17 protein-coding genes and 1 riboswitch are annotated in these 17,934 nt (G+C 63.9%); of the genes, 3 read left to right on the top strand and 14 right to left on the bottom strand.

What is annotated here, in order from left to right; all coding sequences use genetic code 11:
* Positions 1-69 precede the first annotated feature (69 nt).
* From ACX80Q_RS15080 to ACX80Q_RS15045, 8 genes are all read right to left on the bottom strand, one after another.
* A complete protein-coding gene (locus ACX80Q_RS15080) occupies positions 70-339 on the bottom strand; it encodes a hypothetical protein (protein ID WP_459331350.1) in 270 nt (89 codons plus the stop codon).
* Positions 340-556: 217 nt separating this feature from the next.
* Positions 557-1,318: a metal-dependent transcriptional regulator gene (locus ACX80Q_RS15075; protein WP_459331349.1), complete on the bottom strand. Its 762-nt coding sequence runs from the start codon at positions 1,316-1,318 to the stop codon at positions 557-559.
* Between the two features lie 81 nt (positions 1,319-1,399).
* Positions 1,400-2,173, bottom strand: coding sequence for a class I SAM-dependent methyltransferase (locus ACX80Q_RS15070; RefSeq protein WP_459331348.1), 774 nt, complete (start codon positions 2,171-2,173; stop codon positions 1,400-1,402).
* 65 nt (positions 2,174-2,238) lie between these two features.
* Positions 2,239-3,648, bottom strand: a complete 1,410-nt coding sequence (locus ACX80Q_RS15065; protein ID WP_459331347.1) for an aminotransferase class V-fold PLP-dependent enzyme — start codon at positions 3,646-3,648, stop codon at positions 2,239-2,241.
* Positions 3,649-3,691: 43 nt separating this feature from the next.
* A riboswitch (SAM riboswitch) is annotated at positions 3,692-3,805 on the bottom strand.
* 181 nt (positions 3,806-3,986) lie between these two features.
* Positions 3,987-4,802 carry a histidinol-phosphatase gene (gene hisN, locus ACX80Q_RS15060; RefSeq protein WP_459331346.1) on the bottom strand — a complete coding sequence of 272 codons (816 nt, stop codon included), beginning with the start codon at positions 4,800-4,802 and terminating at the stop codon, positions 3,987-3,989.
* A gap of 168 nt (positions 4,803-4,970) precedes the next feature.
* Positions 4,971-6,089 (bottom strand): ribosome small subunit-dependent GTPase A, encoded by a 1,119-nt coding sequence (gene rsgA / locus ACX80Q_RS15055; protein WP_459331345.1) that lies wholly within the window; start codon positions 6,087-6,089, stop codon positions 4,971-4,973.
* A 4-nt stretch (positions 6,090-6,093) separates the two neighbouring features.
* Complete coding sequence (gene aroA / locus ACX80Q_RS15050; protein WP_459331344.1) at positions 6,094-7,422, bottom strand: 3-phosphoshikimate 1-carboxyvinyltransferase; 1,329 nt, start codon at positions 7,420-7,422, stop codon at positions 6,094-6,096.
* 6 nt (positions 7,423-7,428) lie between these two features.
* Entirely contained in the window at positions 7,429-7,944 is a 516-nt protein-coding gene (locus ACX80Q_RS15045; protein WP_459331343.1) for a DoxX family protein, read from the bottom strand.
* A gap of 265 nt (positions 7,945-8,209) precedes the next feature.
* Between ACX80Q_RS15045 and ACX80Q_RS15040 the strand changes: the two genes are divergently transcribed.
* A complete protein-coding gene (locus ACX80Q_RS15040) occupies positions 8,210-8,881 on the top strand; it encodes a sigma-70 family RNA polymerase sigma factor (RefSeq protein WP_459331362.1) in 672 nt (223 codons plus the stop codon).
* Positions 8,882-8,883: 2 nt separating this feature from the next.
* A complete protein-coding gene (rsrA, locus tag ACX80Q_RS15035; protein WP_459331342.1) occupies positions 8,884-9,144 on the top strand; it encodes a mycothiol system anti-sigma-R factor in 261 nt (86 codons plus the stop codon).
* A 28-nt stretch (positions 9,145-9,172) separates the two neighbouring features.
* Here the strand turns inward: rsrA and ACX80Q_RS15030 are convergent, their stop codons facing one another.
* From ACX80Q_RS15030 to ACX80Q_RS15005, 6 genes are all read right to left on the bottom strand, one after another.
* Entirely contained in the window at positions 9,173-9,664 is a 492-nt protein-coding gene (locus ACX80Q_RS15030) for a group III truncated hemoglobin (protein ID WP_459331341.1), read from the bottom strand.
* 78 nt (positions 9,665-9,742) lie between these two features.
* Complete coding sequence (locus ACX80Q_RS15025; protein WP_370739471.1) at positions 9,743-9,817, bottom strand: 50S ribosomal protein bL37; 75 nt, start codon at positions 9,815-9,817, stop codon at positions 9,743-9,745.
* 91 nt (positions 9,818-9,908) lie between these two features.
* A complete protein-coding gene (locus tag ACX80Q_RS15020) occupies positions 9,909-10,517 on the bottom strand; it encodes a PadR family transcriptional regulator (RefSeq protein WP_459331340.1) in 609 nt (202 codons plus the stop codon).
* Complete coding sequence (locus tag ACX80Q_RS15015) at positions 10,517-11,341, bottom strand: DUF4097 family beta strand repeat-containing protein (RefSeq protein ID WP_459331339.1); 825 nt, start codon at positions 11,339-11,341, stop codon at positions 10,517-10,519. Before ACX80Q_RS15015 ends, ACX80Q_RS15020 begins: the two co-directional genes overlap by 1 nt.
* A 192-nt stretch (positions 11,342-11,533) precedes the next feature.
* Positions 11,534-12,133 (bottom strand): GDSL-type esterase/lipase family protein, encoded by a 600-nt coding sequence (locus ACX80Q_RS15010; RefSeq protein WP_459331338.1) that lies wholly within the window; start codon positions 12,131-12,133, stop codon positions 11,534-11,536.
* Between the two features lie 83 nt (positions 12,134-12,216).
* Entirely contained in the window at positions 12,217-16,038 is a 3,822-nt protein-coding gene (locus ACX80Q_RS15005) for a multifunctional oxoglutarate decarboxylase/oxoglutarate dehydrogenase thiamine pyrophosphate-binding subunit/dihydrolipoyllysine-residue succinyltransferase subunit (RefSeq protein ID WP_459331337.1), read from the bottom strand.
* A gap of 323 nt (positions 16,039-16,361) precedes the next feature.
* On the opposite strand from ACX80Q_RS15005, the gene guaB1 reads away from it, so the two are divergent.
* Complete coding sequence (gene guaB1, locus ACX80Q_RS15000) at positions 16,362-17,861, top strand: GMP reductase (RefSeq protein WP_459331336.1); 1,500 nt, start codon at positions 16,362-16,364, stop codon at positions 17,859-17,861.
* Positions 17,862-17,934: the final 73 nt, after the last annotated feature.

The following is a 17,934-nucleotide window of genomic DNA, read 5'->3' as shown; positions in this document are numbered from 1 at the left end:
TTCTCAACTGAAAATGTGCCCGGCTTGCTGCCGGGGCAGGCTGATGCGGGGCGCGGGGAAGCGTGCCAGCTACTGGAACTGGCCCAGCTGGAAGGGGCCGAACGGGATGGAGACCAGGGGCCCGTTGATCAGGGGTGCGCCCACCAAGGGCCCGGAGATGAGAGTTCCATTGAGGAAGTTGCCACCCAGAATGGACGTTGACGACGCCGGGGCGCTGATGCTCGGTGCCGCAGGGTCCTGCGTGGCGGCACTGGCAGGACCTGCGCCCACGGCGAATCCGCCCAGGGCAAGGGCCGCAACGGCTGTGATCTTTGCGATGTGCATAGCTGACTTCTGCATGGTTTATCTCCTAGTGTTCTCGTCACGATTCACGTTGCTGCGCGGCAATGAATTGCCAGGGCGCAACATAGGTCATTCGGAACCAAGAGCACTTTGGATGGGGCAGAAGCTGGGGGAGCTGATTTGGGCCGCCCGATCAGCCGCGAGCGGGAGCAGGGCCGCAGAGTCCGCTAGCCGCCTCAGGAAAAGGGTGCGCCAGTGCCAGGCGCCACCCGGACTAGCTGCCTGGCGCTGATGCGTGCGGACTCATGAGGGAGCCGCCGGTCAGGTCCTGCACGGAACAGCCGGGGTGTGAACCGGTCGATGAAAGCCACAGCGAAACCGTCACCTCGGTCGCCAGGGCCAGGGGCCCGGCGTCGTGCGGGGCATTGAGTCTTTGGACTTCAATCCCGGCGCCGAAGGGCAGCAGCCGCAACACTTGCAGGGCCGTATCCAGGCCAATGCCATGCTGCTCCAGGTAGCGCAACAGTTCCGGGTCGTGGTCACTGATGCGGCTGACACGCCCGCTGTGGCCGGCGTCGAGCTCGTCGAGCCGGTGTGAGGGGGCCATGATGATCCGGCCATCCGGGTCCGGGATGGGGTCACCGTGGGGGTCCCGGGTGGGATGGCCCAGCTTGGCGCTCATGCGCTCGATGAAGTGCTCGGACACGGCATGCTCCAGGTGTTCGGCCTCGTCATGCACCTCATCCCAGGTGTAGCCAAGCTCGCTGACGAGGTAGGTTTCCAGCAGCCGGTGCCTGCGCACCATGGACAGCGCCAGGGACAGGCCGCTCTCAGTCAGGTGGATGGGGCTGTACGGCTGGTGGTCCACCAGGCCCTGGTCCTTGAGTTTGCGGACCATTTCCGAAACCGAGGAATTGGCCACGCCCAGGCGGGTGGCCAGGGCTGTGGAGGTGATGGGTTTGTCCTGCCACTCCGTGTAGGCATAGATGACCTTGACGTAGTCCTCGATGCTGGAGGAGGTGGCAGTTTGTTTCACGTATTCCAGCCTACCGCTAGGCCCGCCCGGAGAAGGTCAGCCGCTGGGCATTCGTTGAAAACCCCGGCAGGGCCGGTGAGCCTAGCCGAGTTTGTGGGTGCGCCAGGTCTGGGCCACGTAGGGCAGCTCGAGCTCTTCGCCCGGGGAGTGCCCCAGATGGTCAAGGAGGTACCAGCTCAGATTGGCCATGACCTTGGCGCGGATGGGGTCGGCGGCCTTGAGATAGTAGCTGCGGGACTTGGCCAGTTCCATGATGGCCGCCGGCGTCAACGATTGGCTCCAGCGGGTGTTGTGCGCTTGCGGGGCGGCGAATTCCTTGCCAATGGTGGGGTGGAAGTCAGCCTTGTGGACGTCGCCGGCGTGCATGATCCGTGCCAGCCGGTGAACCCAGGGGATGCCGACGTCGAGCTGGTTCCAGATTAAGCCCAAGCTGCCGCCGGGGCGAAGCGTGCGGGCAATCTCGGTGCTGGCAGCGATGGGGTCGCACCAGTGCCAGGCCTGCGCCACCACAGCCAGGTCCATGGATCCGGCCGGCAGCTCCAGGTGTTCGGCCGTGCCCACCATGGTGGTGGCGTGGGGCAACTCGGCGGCCAATTGGGCCAGCATGTCAGCCGAAGGGTCCACCGCCGTCAGCGTCCACCCGTGCCGGGCCAGCAACTGAGTATACTTCCCCGTTCCGGCGCCCACATCGAGGGCGTCCCGGATGGGGCGGGGGGAGCCGGCGATCAACCAGTCAAGGGAATCGCCGGGGTAGCTGGGGCGGACCTGGTGGTAATGGCTTCCGCCCTCCAGAAATGCCGCAGCCATATGTTTGCGCCGCTCCTCGTCGAAGACCGGTCCGCCTACCCCTGCCATGGTGCTCCCATAAAGTTGTGCCGTTTTGCCCGTTCAACTTTACCCCGGGGGAGCGGGTGCGTGGCTCAGGTGTTGCAGGGGGCTGCGCCGGCGGTGCCCGGGGTGTTTGGAGCCCAGTGCGGGTACTCGCGGTTATCGTTGGCGGGGACCCAACGGCCGGCGTCAACCACGTAGTCCCAGCCGAGGCCGTCGCGCAGCAGGGCGGCCACGCCGTTGATCAGGCGCTGCGCGTCCTCAAGCCGGGACCCCACGCCAAAGCTGGCGCGCAATGAACCCGAGGGCAAACCCAAACGGTTCAACAGCGGGTGCGCGCAAAACTTGCCGTCGCGCACGCCCACGCCGTGCTCGGCCGACAAGTACGCGGCGACCAAACCGGCGTCGTACCCGGTGACGGAAAAGTTCACCACGCCGATGCTGCCGCACTCCGGGTAGTCCGCGGAATCGGTGAACAGCGAATGGACGTTGACGCCCTCAATCGCGGCGAAACCGGCCACCAGATGCCCGCGCAGCTGCTGCTCGTGGCTGTGCCAGTCGTGTGCGTCGAGCGCCGCCAGGGCTGCGGCCGCTTTGGCCAGGGTGGCGGCGCCCAGCACGTTGGGGGAGCCGGCCTCGTGGCGTGCCGGGCCGTCACTCCAGCTGGTTGATTCGAGCCGGACTTCACGCACGGCCCCGCCGCCGGCCAAATGCGGCTTGCCGGCGTCGAGCCAGTCCGCACGGCCAACCAGGACACCCGAGCCGAAGGGGGCGTACAGCTTGTGGCCGGAGAAGGCCAGGTAGTCGATGCCGCTGGCCGCCAGATCAATCCGGCGGTGCGGGGCCAGCTGCGCCGCATCAACCACAATACGGGCCCCATAGTGGTGGGCCAGGGCTGCCAGCTCGTTGACCGGCAGCACCTCGCCGGTGACATTGGAGGCGCCCGTGACGGCCAGCAAGAGCACGTTTCCGGCCCGCAACTGGGTCTCCACGCGGGCCAGGGTTGCTGCGATGGAATCCGCGGCCACCACCGAACGGTGGGGCAGTGCCTGCCACGGCAACAGGTTGGCGTGGTGTTCGATGTCCAGGTATAGGACCTCGCCGTGGGCGTTGGAGCGGCCCTCGGTGAAGCCCCTCTGGGTCAGGATGCTTTGCACACAGCCGGCCAAAAGGTTCAGGGAATCCGTTGTGTGGCGCGTGAAAATGACTGTGTCATCGGGACGGGCGCCCACAAAGCTGGCCACAATTCTGCGGGCATTTTCGTACACGGAGGTGCTGACCTGGGAGGCAAACCCTGCGCCGCGGTGCACGCTGGCGTAGTACGGCAGGACCTCGTTCAGGTGGGCGGCAACTTCCTCAATGGCAGGGGCTGAGGCGGCGTAGTCGAGGTTGGCGTAGCGCACATGCCCGCCCTGGATCAGGGGGGCGGCCAATTCCTGGCCCACCACGGGCAGAAGAGGGGACTCTGCGAGGGAAGTTTTTTCCAAAAGGGCGTAGCTCATGGGTAATTCCTTTGACACCTTTGGACCCTTGGAGGAGCCAAGGAGTCCGCGCTTGCCATGACCGCTCCGGCCTGGCCAGGTCGTCACCCGGGGCACCCCGCCGCGAAAGGAGGGTTGCCGGCCAGCAAACCGGGGTTTAGCGCTGGCACTCGTGACCTATGCCAAAAAGATTAGCCCAAGAAATTGCTTCCCGCATTTGTTACGTCATGAACGCAGCGTTACCGCCGGGCTGCCCGGAGGCTGCCCGGAGGCTGCCTGCAGGCCAGCGGGAGGCGGGCAAAAAGAACGACGGCGGAAGCCGCCGTCGTACTTAATACGCTTGAGCCAAATGCCTTGGATCAGCCCAGCAGGTCATCCCAATTGGGATTCAGGCGCTGCAAAACCTCTGTGTGCAGGATGGAATTTGTGGCTAGGGCGTTGCCGCCAAAGGGGCCGTCAGCGCCCTCCAGGGAGGTAAAGCGGCCGCCAGCCTCCGTCACGATCGGCACCAGGGCGGCCATGTCGTACAGGTTGAGTTCGGGCTCGCAGGCAATGTCCACGCTGCCCTCGGCCACCATGCAGTATGACCAGAAATCGCCGTACGCACGGGTGCGCCAGACGTCGTCGGTCAGGGCAATGAACTCATCGCGGTTGCCCCGCTCGGCCCAACCGCTCAGCGATGAGTAGGACAGTGAGGCGTCCTTGAGCTCGGCAACATTGGAGACGCGAATGCGGGTGGCCGCGGCCAGGGACTTGCCCATGTACGCGCCGGTTCCCTCGGCAGCCCACCACCGTTTGCCCAGGGCGGGGGCGCTGACCAAGCCCACCACGGGACGGCCTTCATCCACGAGGGCAATCAGCGTGGCCCAGACAGGCACGCCGCGCACAAAGTTCTTGGTGCCATCAATGGGGTCGATGATCCAGCGCCGCGTTCCATGGCCCGTGCTGCCAAACTCCTCGCCCAGCACGGCATCGCGCGGACGGACCCGGGCCAGCTGGCTGCGGATCGACTCCTCGGCGGCCTTGTCGGCATCCGTTACGGGCGTCAGGTCCGGCTTCGTCTCAATTTCCAGGTCAAGGGCCTTGAAACGGGCCATGGTCAGCGAATCCACGCTGTCCGCCAGAACATGGGCCAGGCGGAGGTCGTCGTTGTACGTCTGGGGTTCAATCGTCATGTACATCACGCTATCGCGGTTTGGGCCAAACACCGGTTCCGACGCCCTCGGGCCCGCTGATGATGCTCGGTTGTACGCCTACGCGTGGTTGTTGACGAATGTGGCGCCACTTCAAGAGTGGCGCCACATAGGCCGGGTAGGGTGCGCAGGCGTCGAACCAGGTGGGGATTACTCGATGATGCCCAGTTCCTTCTCGGCAGCGCGGCCCTCTGTCCTGTCGCTGGTGCCTAGTAGGCGGCGCAGCGAGGCAAGGCGGGCGGCTCCGGCGTCGCCCGCGAGCCCGGCGGCCACATAGGGGTCCAGTCCGCAGTTCACTGCGGCAGTGTCATGCTTGCAACCACGTTCGCAGTCGTCGGTGCCGGGCTGCAGGTCCGGGAAGGCCTGCAGGATCCGGTCCGGGTTCACATGGGCCAGCCCGAAGGAACGGATGCCGGGGGTGTCGATGATCCAGGAGCCGGGTTTGCCGTCCTCGATGCGCAGAGCAAGCGCCGACGAGGACGTGTGGCGCCCACGGCCCGTGACAGCGTTGACGCCGCCCGTGGCCCGCCGCGAACCCGTCAAGGCGTTCACCATGGTGGATTTGCCCACACCGGAGTGGCCCACCATGACGCTGACCTTGCCGTCGAGGTAGCTGTGCAGCTGCTCCACGGCGCCGCCGGCCAACAGGGCCGAATCGCCGTCGTCGCTGCGAGCGTCGATGCCTGAGGCGCCGTCGGCCGCCGTCCGGCTGATGATGACAGTCATATCCAGGTGCTCGTAGTTGGCGAGCAACTCGGAAGGATCCTTGATATCCGTTTTGGTGATCAACAGCAACGGCGCAATGCCGGCGTCGTAGGCGGCCACTAGGGCTCTGTCGATGAAGCCGGTGCGGGGCTCGGGGTTGGCAGCAGCCACCACAATGACCAGCTGGTCGGCATTGGCCACCACGGCCCGCTCCACAGGGTCGGTGTCATCGGCGCTACGGCGCAGCAGCGTCCGGCGCTCCTCGATCCGGACCAACCGGGCTAGCGTATCCGGCCTGCCCGTGACATCGCCCACCAGCGCGACAAAGTCGCCAGCCACCACGGGATTGCGCCGCAGTTCCCGGGCCCTGGCGGCTATCAAGGTGCGTTCGGTGGGCTCATTCTCATCGATGATGGCTGTGTAGCGCCCGCGGTCAACCGTGACAATGCGGCCAATGACGGCCTCCTCGTACGCGGGCCGGTCCTTGGTGCGCGGCCGGCTGCCCTTCTTGTTGGCCCTGACCCGGACGTCGGATTCGTCCCAGTTGCTGTAGTCCTTTGCCATGGCCTTACGCGCTAACGTCGGAGGTGCTGGCGGCTGCTGTCTGTGCCACCATGGCGGCCCACATGGCCGGGAAATCGGGCATTGTCTTGGCCGTGGTGCCAATGTTTTCAACCTCGACGCCGGGCACGGCCAGGCCGATAATGGCGCCGGCGGTGGCCATGCGGTGGTCGTGGTAGCTGTGGAACTCTCCGCCGCGGAGGGGTGCCGGGGTGATGATGAGCCCGTCCTCGGTCTCTTCGGCGTTGCCGCCCAGGGCATTGATTTCAGCCACTAGGGCTGCCAGGCGGTCGGTTTCGTGCCCGCGCAAATGCGCTATGCCGCGCAGGCGTGACGGTGTTGAGGCCAGGGCGCACAGGGCCGCCACAGACGGTGCCAGCTCGCTGGTGTCAGCGATATCCACGCCGTGGATGTCGGGGCCTCCCGTGACGGTCAAGACACCGTCTTCGAGGGTGACAGTTGCACCGAACTGGGGCAGGATTTCACGCCACTTGTCACCCACCTGGGTGGTGTTGGCAGGCCAGTTGGGAATGCGCACCGTGCCGCGGGTGGCCAGCGCGGCCGCCAGGAACGGACCGGCGTTGGAGAGGTCCTGTTCTAGGACCACGTCGAAGGCGGCGACGGGGCCGGGGGCAACCTTCCAGTGGTTCGGGGTGGAGTCGTCAACCACAACACCCACCGACCGCAGGATCTCCACCGTCATGGAAATGTGGTCAACGCTGGGCACGGAGTCGCCGGTGTGCTCCAGGTGCAGGCCCTGGGCAAAGCGAGCGGCAACCAGCAGCATGGCGGAAATGAACTGCGAGGACCCGCCGGCGTCAATGCCCACGTGGCCGCCCTCAACAGCTCCGGTGCCATGCACGGTGAAGGGCAGGAAGCCGTCCCCGCCATCCTCAACCCGCACGCCAAGGCCCTCCAACGCAACCACAACGGGAGCCATGGGTCGCACCAGGGCCGCGGGATCGCCGTCGAACGTCACAGGGCCCTTGACCAGTGCGGCAAGCGGGGGAACAAAGCGCATGACGGTACCGGCCAGACCGCAGTCCACGGTGATGCCGCCCGCGGGTGCCACAAATCCGGCGGGAATGGGTGTGACCACAAGGTCTGGGACCGCGCCGCTGCCGGGCACTTCGGCGATGCCGGCGCCCATGGCACGCAGGGCGCCGATCATCAGATCGGAATCACGGGACTGCAGGGGCGCACGCAAGCGCGATTCGCCGTCGGCAATGGCGGCGAGGACAAGATACCTGTTGGTCAGCGACTTGGAGGCCGGGATGGTGACTGTGGCGTCCAAGGGTGTTGTGGAGAAGGGTGCGGGCCAATGGGCTGCGGTCATGGGTAATTACTGTCCTGTCACGTCGTGAGCTAGCGCGCGGACCGTCTTGTCCGCATTCTTCAATTGCTTGTGGGTGGTCTTCTTGCCGGATTCGATCAGCTTTTCCGCACGCCAGGCCAAGCCGGGGCGTCCAGCCGTGTCCACGCTCGCCAGCAGTGCCCCGCCAATCAGGCCAATGTTCTTGGCCAGCTGGTTGCGGCGGTGGGAGCGAATTTCCTTGCTGCTGGGCTCGGCGTTGCGATACTCCACCACTGTGTTCAGCCCCGCCGTCACGGCGAGCACCACGGCTGCTGCGCGGGAGCACTTCCCGGTGGCCAGCAAAATGCCTGCGCCAACCTGGGTCCCGGCCAGCACGCGTGCCAAAGTCTTCTCGCTCGCCTCGATGGGCAAAGCGGCGCTGAGCGGCCCCAAGACCGGCCTCAATTGGGCGGCAGTCTGGTCTGCGTGGCGCAGCCGGTCAAGGCCGGCGAGGATGAACGATGATGCCAACATGGGGCGGGCAAGTGCGCGAACAATGGACAAGTAGGCCTCCTTGGTTGTGCTCTAGTCTTTCCGCTGGCGTTTCTGCTGGCCCAACGGAAGGCTAGTGCTGTGTCTAAGTCTCCCACGTCTCTTTCGCTGATGCCGTGTTTGCGGAATATCCGACGTCGTTCCCGGGTTTAGTAGGTATGCGGCAGTTCCTCAGGGGGCTGGCTGCGCGGACAAACCACGCGAAGGAAAGGCGGCAATGCAGACACTGAGCCATCCGGCACCCCTGAAGCTGAGTCTGAGCATAGACTCAACAGTGATGAACATTTCCGAGCCTGAGCAAACCATCGAGCCAGCCGTTGCGCGCACCGATGTGGAAGCGGTGGATGTTGCCACCGAGACCACCGAGGAGCGACGTGCGCGTTTTGAGCGTGATGCCATGGTCTATGTAGACCAGCTGTATTCCGCAGCCATGCGCATGGCCCGCAACCCCAGTGATGCCGAGGATCTGGTGCAGGAGGCCTACACCAAGGCCTTCTCGGCTTTCCACCAGTACAAGCCCGGCACCAACCTGAAGGCGTGGCTGTACAGAATTCTGACCAACACCTACATCAACCTGTACCGCAAGCGGCAACGTGAGCCCCTGCAGTCCAATGCAGACAGCATTGAGGACTGGCAACTGGCCCGGGCAGAATCGCACACCTCCCGCGGCCTGCGTTCGGCCGAGGCCGACGCGCTGGACCACTTGCCGGATTCAGATGTGAAGAACGCTTTGCAGGCCATCCCGGAGGAGTTCCGACTCGCGGTGTATTTTGCCGACGTGGAAGGTTTTGCGTACAAGGAAATTTCAGAGATCATGAACACCCCCATTGGCACCGTGATGTCACGGTTGCACAGGGGACGGAAGCTTTTACGAGATATGTTGGCCGACTACGCCGTGGATCGCGGCTACGTCAAGGACGCCACTCAAATGACGGAAACGGAGAAATAATCATGGGCGACTGCCAAAGCCTCGGCGATTGCGACGACGAACGGATCGGTCGGATCTACGAGTACCTCGACGGCGCATTGTCCGTGGATGACCTCACCGAGATCAAAGCCCATCTGGACGGTTGCGAGGATTGTGCGCACCAGTACGATCTTGAATGCGTTATCCGCACGGTGGTGAAGCGTTCCTGCAAGGAAGCTGCCCCGGAAACCCTCAAGGCAGCCATTTTGGCCCGCCTGCACGAGAGCAAACCTGCATCCGTCTAGTCCTGCATCTGGCTAGTCCTGCCGCAGCTTAGTCCTGCCGCAGCCCGATGGTGCTGTGGGCGCTAGCCGGGCGGCCGCTCACCCGGCGGTGCATGGAGCCGGCAATCACGTGGGCTTGGGCTTTTGCCAGCTCAGCTTTCTCGCCAGCGAAAAGGCCATCCACGGTGCGGCTCCACAGCCGTAGCCACCTGTTGAAGTGCTCCAGAGTCAGCGGTTCCCTGGCTGAGATGTCAAAGTGGATCTTCAGCGCATTGCGCTTGTAGAGTCCGGCCCTGAACAGCACTGTCTCCCAGAAGTCCGCCATGATGGGCAGGTGCCGCTCCAGGTCCATGTGCACCACCTCCGTGAAGACGGGCCCAATGAGATCGTCGGCAAACGCTTCGGTGTAGAAGGCCTCAACCAGCCGCAAGATGTCAGCCCGGTCGGCAATGTCCGGCCGTTGCTGCCCAGGCGTCGCCGCGGGCTGGTAGGAGAGAAGGCGCGACGCCGTTCTCCCGGACTTAGGTGCTGGGCTATCCACAGCTCCAGCCTAGCCGTAGGCGCACAAAAGCCCGCCCCGCCGAATGGCGGAACGGGCTTTTGTTTTTTACGTCAAGACTTACGTGTTGGGACGCTTACCGTGGTTAGCGCCGCCCTTTTTACGATCCCGACGCTTACGTGAACGCTTCGACATAGCTGCCTCCAATCATCTAGAAAGACCTTTAAAAACGATCCGTACCCATTTTGGCATAAATGACTCTTGCGTGCCTAACCGAGTGGCCCGGTCATTTCTTCAATGCGGCGCGAATGGCGCTGGCTGACTGGTTTAGGACAGTTCGCAGCGTCTCTAGCGACAGCTCGTCCATTCCATTCCGGGCGGCGTGCAGGCGCAGATCCAGGCGTAGGTCGTCGCGAAATTTTTGCAACAGGAACTCGGCTTCCTTAAGGTGATTGCCTGTACCGGCCGTTTCAGGGTGCGGGTCGCGGGCTGCGTGGCGGGCTTGAGCCTTCGCGTTTTCGGCGCTGGCTGCCAGATCCGCACGCAGGCTGCGCATGTTCTCCTGGAGATCAACGCGGATATCGTCGGCGAGCCTGCGCACGGAGGCAGAAATGCTTGCCTGCACTTCTGTCAGCTCATGGCGGCGCTGTTCCAGCTCCGCCCGTCCTGCGGCTGTCAGGGAGTAGACGGTGCGACGCCCCTCCATGGTTGTCTCCAGGAACCCTTCCTCCTGGAGTTTAGCGAGCCGCGGGTACACGGTGCCGGCGCTGGGGGAATAGGTGCCGCCAAAGCGGTCGGTCAAGGCTCGGATGATCTCATAGCCGTGTTGGGGGCCCTCCTCGAGCACAGCGAGCAGGTAGAGGCGCAGGGCACCGTGGGCGAAGACAGGAGGCATCAGTTCTCCTCCTTGGTCAAGGAGACGTTCAGGTGGGGTTCTTCCGGGGCGTACACAATGGAGACAGCTCCGGACACTGTCGAGGTGTGGGCAATGAGCCGTGGGGAGGCCGGGCCGGTGGCGGCCATGGTGTTTTGGCCCAAGTTGCTGTGGCGCTGTTCATCCAGCAGCAGGGTCCCCGAGGCGCTTGTCGATGTCACATGGACGCCTACTGCCCTGGGCAGGCGGACCGTGATGTCACCGGAGACGGACTTGGCGTTCAAGGTCCGGGGCGTGCCGTGGAGGTCAAAGCTGACGTTGCCGGAGACGGTGCTGGCTCTGACGTTCTCCAGCTCCCCCGAAGCCATGACCTCCCCGGAGACGCTCTTGGCCACCAGATCGCCGCGGTGGTCGCGGGCAATAATCTCCCCGCTCACGGTGTCAAGGGTCAGCAGTCCCTCGGTTGCATCAGCCATGAGGGACCCGGTGACCGTGCGCAGGGTGGTCTTGGCGCTGCCGCTGACCATGCCATCACCATTGACGGTGCTTGCCGAGACAAACGTTCCCGGCGGAACCGCAATGCTGATGACGGCGCTGGCGCCCTGCTGGAAGTTGATCAGCCGCTGCAACCAGTTGGAGGCGTTGAAGTGCTCCACCTTCAACGTCCCGTTGCTGAAGCGCACCTCCAGCGGCTGGCCTTCCACCTCGGAGATTTCCAACGTTGCCGTGGGCCCCTCGGTGACCACAATGTCAAAACGGCCCTTGACCAGAGCCACCTTAACTTCGGCAACGCCGGCAAATTCAAGTGTTTGCGGGTCGCTGACGGACCACGAATCCTGATTCATAGCTACTCCTTCATTCGCGTTATATCGCGTCTATGAAGAACACGATATAACGCGTTGAAGTGCAGATCAAGATATATCGCGAAAAATCCCAGGCTCGCCGGAAACAAAAAAATCTATGTGGCAGTTGTTGGATCAAAAACCACGAAATCGGGGCTTTTGATCCAATAGCTGCCACATAGATCTGAAGGGAAGCTAGACGGCCTCGGGCAGGTCCAGCCACTGGTACCAGCCGCGGTGCAGCACCAGCCAGGCCATGAGGCCGTAGCCGGCCTGGCCGGGGGAGCCCGCGTTGGCCGCCACGTCATTGCGCCACTGTTCGTGGTTCTGCAGCGGGGCAAAGGTGTCAACGTAGTGGTGCTTGCGCCGGGTGGTGACGTCGGCAAAGGCCGCGTTGAGCTCTGCCAGTTTGCGGTTCAACGCCGGATCCAACGACGGCGGCGGGCCCACCACAAACACGGGAATGTTCAGCTGGGTGGCACCATCTAGGATGTTGGCAAGATTGAGCCGGCTGCGGGCGGTAGAGAGGCCATACTCAATGTCGCGGCCGGAGAGGCCAATGACCAGCCGGTTCTCGTGAAAATCATCAAATCGGCGGCCGGCCTCGTGCAGCCAGCGCCCCGCGAGGGCCTCGGTACCCTCACGGGGGCAGGCCAGGACAAACGGCTCAACCGAGACGGTGTCCTGTGGGGTCCTTGCCAAAACCCTGCCCAGCCAGCCCAAGGCGCGGGGATCGCCCACACCTGCCACCAACTCGTCCCCCACAGCCACAATGCGCAGTTCCCGCTTATCCACGGCGCCCCTTTCATTCATGCAAAATTTGAAGTCCAAATAAAAGATGCCCGGCCTGATAATGCAGACCGGGCATCCATGGTGCTTTAGCTACGCTCGAACGCCTGCTTGATCAGCAGGGTCTGCTCGACGGCGTGATTCTTTGCCGAACCTGTTGCCGTGGCCGCTGATGCCGGGCGAGAAACCCGGTTCAGCTTCTGATCCAACTCAGGTGCCAGGTTCAGGCCCATGAACGGCCACGGACCCTGGTTGGCGGGCTCGTCCTGGGCCCAGACCAGCTCGGCGTTGGGGTACTTGGCCAGCTCAGCCTTGATCTCCTCCAGCGGCAGCGGGTATAGCTGCTCCACACGGATGATGGCAGCCTTCGTGTCCCCAGCCTTCTCGCGTGCCGCGAGGAGGTCGTAGTAGAGGCGGCCGGAGACCAGGATGACGCGGTCCACTGCGTTGTTGGCCAGCGCTGCATGCTCGCCGATCACCGGGCGGAAGCCGCCGGTGGTGAAGTCCTCCACCGAGGACGCTGCAGCCTTCAGGCGCAGCAGCTGCTTCGGGGTGAAGATGATCAACGGCTTGCGGGGGCGGCGGTAGGCCTGGCGGCGCAGCAGGTGGAAGTGCGACGCCGGTGTGGTCGGGTTGGCCACGATCATGTTCTCTTCGGCACACATCTGCATGAAGCGCTCAATACGTGCCGAGGAGTGGTCGGGACCCTGGCCCTCGTAGCCATGCGGCAGCATCAGAACCAGTGAGGAACGCTGGCCCCACTTCTGCTCTGCCGAGGAAATGAACTCGTCAATGATGGTTTGTGCACCATTGACGAAGTCGCCAAACTGGGCCTCCCACACCACCAGGGCGTCGGGGCGCTCCACGGAGTAGCCGTATTCGAAGCCCATGGCAGCGTATTCGCTGAGCAGGGAGTCATAGATCCACAATTTGGCCTGGTCTTCGCTCAGATCGCGCAAGGGGGTCCACACCTTGCCATTGGCGCGGTCGTGGAACACTGCGTGACGCTGCACGAAGGTGCCGCGGCGAGAGTCCTGGCCGGCCATGCGGACCGGTACGCCCTCAATCAGCAAGGAACCGAAAGCAGCCAACTCGCCAAAGCCCCAGTCAATGGTGCCCTCGCGGGACATTGCCTCACGCTTTTCCAGCAAGGGTTTGAGCTTCTGGTGAATCTCAAACCCTTCCGGGATGGCCATATGGACGGAGCCGATCTTGGCCAGCATTTCGGCGCTGATGGCCGTCACCTGGGGATCGTTCACGCCGGAATCGCTCTGCTGCGCAATGGGGCGCTCCAGATCGGAAACCGCCGCTGCATCCTTGGTGACGATCGGGATGGGGGAGGTCTGGGCTGCGTGCGTTTCGGCAAACACGCGTTCCAGGCGTTCCTGGTAGTCACGCAGCAGCTGCGTGGCTTCCTCTTCGGTGATGTCGCCACGACCGATCAAGGCTTCGGTGTAGAGGCGGCGCACCGAGCGCTTGGCCTCGATCAGGTTGTACATCAGCGGCTGGGTCATCGAGGGGTCATCACCCTCGTTGTGGCCGCGACGGCGGTAGCAGACCATGTCGATGACAACGTCCTTGCGGAAGCGCTGCTGGAACTGGTACGCCAGCTGGGCTGTGCGGACCACTGCCTCGGGGTCGTCACCGTTCACGTGGAACACGGGGGCCTGGATCATCTTGGCCACGTCGGTGGAGTACACCGAGGAACGTGAGGACGACGGCGCCGTGGTGAAGCCAACCTGGTTGTTGACAACAATGTGAATGGTTCCACCGGTGCGGTAGCCGCGCAGCTGGGAAAGGTTCAGGGTTTCTGCAACAACACCCTGGCCGGCAAAGGCTGCGTCACCGTGAACCATGACGGGCAGCACGGGGAAGTTCTCGCCCTGGTCCAAGCGGTCCTGCTTGGCGCGGACAATGCCCTCCAGGACGCCGTCGACGGCTTCCAGGTGGGACGGGTTTGCCGCGAGGTAAACCTTGGTCTCGTTGCCGGCGTCGGAGGTGAAAGTACCCTCGGTACCCAAGTGGTACTTCACATCGCCGGAGCCCTGCACGCTGCGAACGTCCTGGGTGCCCTCGAATTCGCGGAAGACCTGTGCGTAGGTTTTGCCGGCAATGTTGGTGAGCACGTTCAGGCGGCCGCGGTGGGCCATGCCAATGGCAACCTCGTCCAGGCCGTCGTCGGCGGCGTCGGAGATGATGGAGTCCAGCAGCGGAATCAGGGATTCGCCACCCTCCAGGGAGAAACGCTTCTGGCCAACAAACTTGGTCTGCAGGAACGTCTCAAACGCCTCGGCGGAGTTCAGCTTGGACACGATGCGCAGCTGCTCCTCGCGGCTGGGCTTGGAGTACGGGTGCTCCAATTCGTTCTGGAACCATTCACGCTGCTCGGGTTCCTGAATATGCATGTACTCAACACCTGTGGTGCGGCAGTACGCGTCACGCAGCACGCCCAGGATGTCGCGCAGCAGCAGTTTCGCCTTGCCGCCGAAGCCGCCCGTGGGCCATTCGCGGTCAAGGTCCCACAGAGTCAGACCGTACGTGAGCACGTCCAGGTCGGGGTGCTTGCGCTGGACGTATTCCAACGGATCGGTGTCAGACATCAGGTGGCCGCGCACGCGGTAGGAGTGGATCAGCTGCTGGATGCGGGCAACCTTGTTGATCTCATCGGCCGGGTCAACCTGCAGGTCAAGGCTCCAGCGCACGGGCTCGTACGGGATGCGCAGCGACTCAAAGATTTCGTCGTAGAAGTTCTCCGCGCCGAGCAGCAGCTGGTGGACCTTCTTGAGGAATTCGCCCGAGCCGGCACCCTGGATGACGCGGTGGTCATAGGTGGAGGTCAGGGTCAGGATCTTGGAGACGGCGTTCTGGGCGATGATCTTGGGGCTGGCGCCCTGGTATTCCGCCGGGTAGTCAAGTGCACCAACACCAATGATGGCGGCCTGGCCCTTGGACAGGCGAGGAACGGAGTGAACCGTGCCAATGCCGCCGGGGTTCGTCAGCGAAACGGTGGTGCCGGAGTGGTCGTCGGCCGTGAGCTTGCCGGCGCGGGCGCGCTTGATCAAGTCCTCGTAGGTGCGCCAGAATTCGGCAAAGTTCAGCGTTTCGGCGCGCTTGATATTCGGCACCATGAGCAGGCGCGTGCCATCGGGCTTGGGCATGTCAATGGCAATGCCAAAGTTCACATGCGGCGGCTGAACGGCAACGGGCTTGCCGTCGATCTCGTCGTAGTAGACGTTCATGGAGGGGAAGGCAGCCAGCGCCTTGATGACGGCGTAGCCGATCAGGTGCGTAAAGGAGACCTTGCCGCCGCGCGCACGGGCCAGATTGGAGTTGATGACCAGCCGGTTGTCAATGAGCAGCTTGGCCGGGATGGCGCGCACGCTGGTGGCTGTGGGCACCTCCAGGCTGGTGATCATGTTGACGGCGATGGCCTTGGCCGGGCCGCGCAGCACAGTCTGGACAGCCTCTTCAGGAACAGCATTGTTCTTGGCGGACTTGGGCAGCTGGGCCGGGATGGGGGTGGTGCCGGTTCGGGCGGCATCCTTGGCAGGAGCCGGCGGACGCGGAGCGCTCGGAGCCTTCGCGGCGGCAGTGGCAGCAGCCACCGGTACGGCCGTCGCGGCGGGGGCCACTGCGGTAGCTGCCGGAACAGCGGCGGCGGGTGCCGGCGTCGTGCTGGCAGCAGGGGCTGCGGCTTGAACCACCGGGATCTGGGCGGTAATGGGCGTGGCGTGATTGGCCGTGTGGCGTCCGTTGCCCGCTGCGTCATCAGCAGCGAAACCCTCAAAGAGTGGCCACCATTTGGCATCTACTGAACTTTTGTCGCCCTTGTAGCGCTCATACAGTTCATCGACGAGCCACTCGTTGCCGCCAAATTCTTCGGGTAGACGGTGGATGGATTGCTCTGGCACGTGTATTACGCCTCTTCCATGAGATCTTGTTGCCCGCTGTGCAACCTTGCGCATGGCGACGGCACCCGAATCTGGCGGATGCTGACGGCGCAAACTTGCGTAGCCTATTCGAAAGTTGGTTGGGGTCCAACAAACCCGTTCCGCAGTAAGTCTAGTAAGCAATTTAGCTTGTAGGCCAATCTGTGATGTGGCGCGCCCCTTTCAACGCCCTGAAAGGGCCCAATATTGCGCTAAACGGCCAAACTTGTTCGTTAGACTCAAATCCGGGCGGCCCCAAGATCCTCCTACTGGCTGCCGACTGTCCAACAGTTGCAAGGAGTGCCATGCGTTTTCTTAACCAGCCAGCCACCGATCTGACATATTCAGACGTTTTTCTTGTCCCGTCACGTTCCACAGTGACCTCCCGGCTGGATGTTGATTTATCCAGCGGTGACGGCACCGGCACCACCATTCCGCTGGTGGTCTCCAATATGACTGCCGTCTCCGGCAAGCGCATGGCTGAGACAGTTGCCAGGCGTGGCGGCATCGCCATATTGCCGCAGGACATTCCCCTTGACGTCCTTAGATCCGTCACCGAGTGGGTCAAGCGGCGGGACTCCCTTTATGAAACCCCGCTCCTGATGGGCGCCGGGGATACCGTGATCGATGCCGTCCACCTGATGAGCAAGCGTTCCCACAATGCGGTGGTGGTGGTTGACGGCACCGACTTTGTGGGCGTTGTGCGCGGGGCCGACTGCGAAGGCGTTGACAGGTTTTCCTCCCTCGCCTCGGTGATGCGCTCCAATGTGGTAACCCTAGATGCGGCACCCTTTGATGCGATCCGGGCCCAGGCCGATGCTGGCGCGCTGGACTTTGCCGCGGCCAAGACGCTCACGGATGAGGCCCTACGCAGCGCCTTTGCTGTGCTGGACTCCGCCGGAACCGACTACGCGCCGGTTTTGCGCACCGGGGAGGTGGTGGGTGTGCTGACCCGAACCGGCGCCCTGCGTTCCACCATCTACCAGCCGGCCTTGGATGATTCCGGCCGGCTGCGCGTGGGAGTTGCTGTGGGCATCAATGGCGATGTGGCAGCCAAGGCGGCCGCCCTGCTGGACTACGGCGTTGACGCGCTGGTGGTTGACACCGCCCACGGCCACCAGGAAAAAATGCTCGACGCCCTGCGCGCCGTGCGTTCCCTGGCCCCCACGGTGCCGGTGGCTGCCGGCAATGTTGTCAGCGCCGCCGGTGTGCAGGATCTGGTGGAGGCCGGCGCGGACATCCTCAAGGTGGGGGTTGGGCCCGGCGCCATGTGCACCACCCGGATGATGACAGCTGTTGGCAGGCCACAATTTTCAGCCGTTTTGGAATGTTCCGCTGCGGCTGCGCAGTTGGGTGCGCACGTCTGGGCCGACGGCGGTGTGCGCTATCCGCGGGACGTGGCCCTTGCCCTGGCGGCCGGCGCCAGCCAGGTCATGATTGGTTCCTGGTTTGCCGGCACCTATGAAAGCCCCGGAGATTTGCAGACCGATGCCGGCGGACGGCTCTACAAGGAGAGCTTCGGCATGGCATCGGCCCGGGCCGTGCAAAACCGGACCTCGGGGGACAAGGCGTTTGAGCGTGCCCGCAAGGGACTCTTCGAGGAGGGCATCTCCACCTCCAAGATGTATCTGGATCCGGCCCGGCCGGGGGTTGAGGACCTGCTGGACATGATCACAGCGGGGCTGCGCAGTTCCTTCACCTATGCGGGGGCCGCTTCACTGGCGCAGTTCCGTGACCGTGCCATCGTGGGCGTGCAGTCGGCCGCCGGCTACGAGGAGGGCCGGCCGCTGCCGCAAAGCTGGTAGCCCGCTGCCCCGGGGGAAGGAGGGCGGGGGCGGGGGTGGGTGGGGGAGAAGGGAAGTGGAGGGAGGGGGGCGG

This window comes from Arthrobacter sp. HLT1-20 (assembly GCF_054510895.1).
The sequence above is the reverse complement of the archived record's forward strand: the minus strand, read 5'-3'. Positions and strand labels throughout refer to the sequence as shown.

Excerpts from the sequence above, each read along its gene's own strand:
- ACX80Q_RS15040 (WP_459331362.1), top strand. The coding sequence starts at position 8,210 with ATGAACATTTCCGAGCCTGAGCAAACCATCGAGCCAGCCGTTGCGCGC.
- hisN (WP_459331346.1), bottom strand. The coding sequence starts at position 4,802 with ATGACGATTGAACCCCAGACGTACAACGACGACCTCCGCCTGGCCCAT.
- ACX80Q_RS15015 (WP_459331339.1), bottom strand. The coding sequence starts at position 11,341 with ATGAATCAGGATTCGTGGTCCGTCAGCGACCCGCAAACACTTGAATTT.
- rsrA (WP_459331342.1), top strand. The coding sequence starts at position 8,884 with ATGGGCGACTGCCAAAGCCTCGGCGATTGCGACGACGAACGGATCGGT.
- ACX80Q_RS15065 (WP_459331347.1), bottom strand. The coding sequence starts at position 3,648 with ATGAGCTACGCCCTTTTGGAAAAAACTTCCCTCGCAGAGTCCCCTCTT.
- ACX80Q_RS15020 (WP_459331340.1), bottom strand. The coding sequence starts at position 10,517 with ATGCCTCCTGTCTTCGCCCACGGTGCCCTGCGCCTCTACCTGCTCGCT.
- aroA (WP_459331344.1), bottom strand. The coding sequence starts at position 7,422 with ATGACCGCAGCCCATTGGCCCGCACCCTTCTCCACAACACCCTTGGAC.
- guaB1 (WP_459331336.1), top strand. The coding sequence starts at position 16,362 with ATGCGTTTTCTTAACCAGCCAGCCACCGATCTGACATATTCAGACGTT.
- ACX80Q_RS15080 (WP_459331350.1), bottom strand. The coding sequence starts at position 339 with ATGCAGAAGTCAGCTATGCACATCGCAAAGATCACAGCCGTTGCGGCC.
- rsgA (WP_459331345.1), bottom strand. The coding sequence starts at position 6,089 with ATGGCAAAGGACTACAGCAACTGGGACGAATCCGACGTCCGGGTCAGG.
- ACX80Q_RS15070 (WP_459331348.1), bottom strand. The coding sequence starts at position 2,173 with ATGGCAGGGGTAGGCGGACCGGTCTTCGACGAGGAGCGGCGCAAACAT.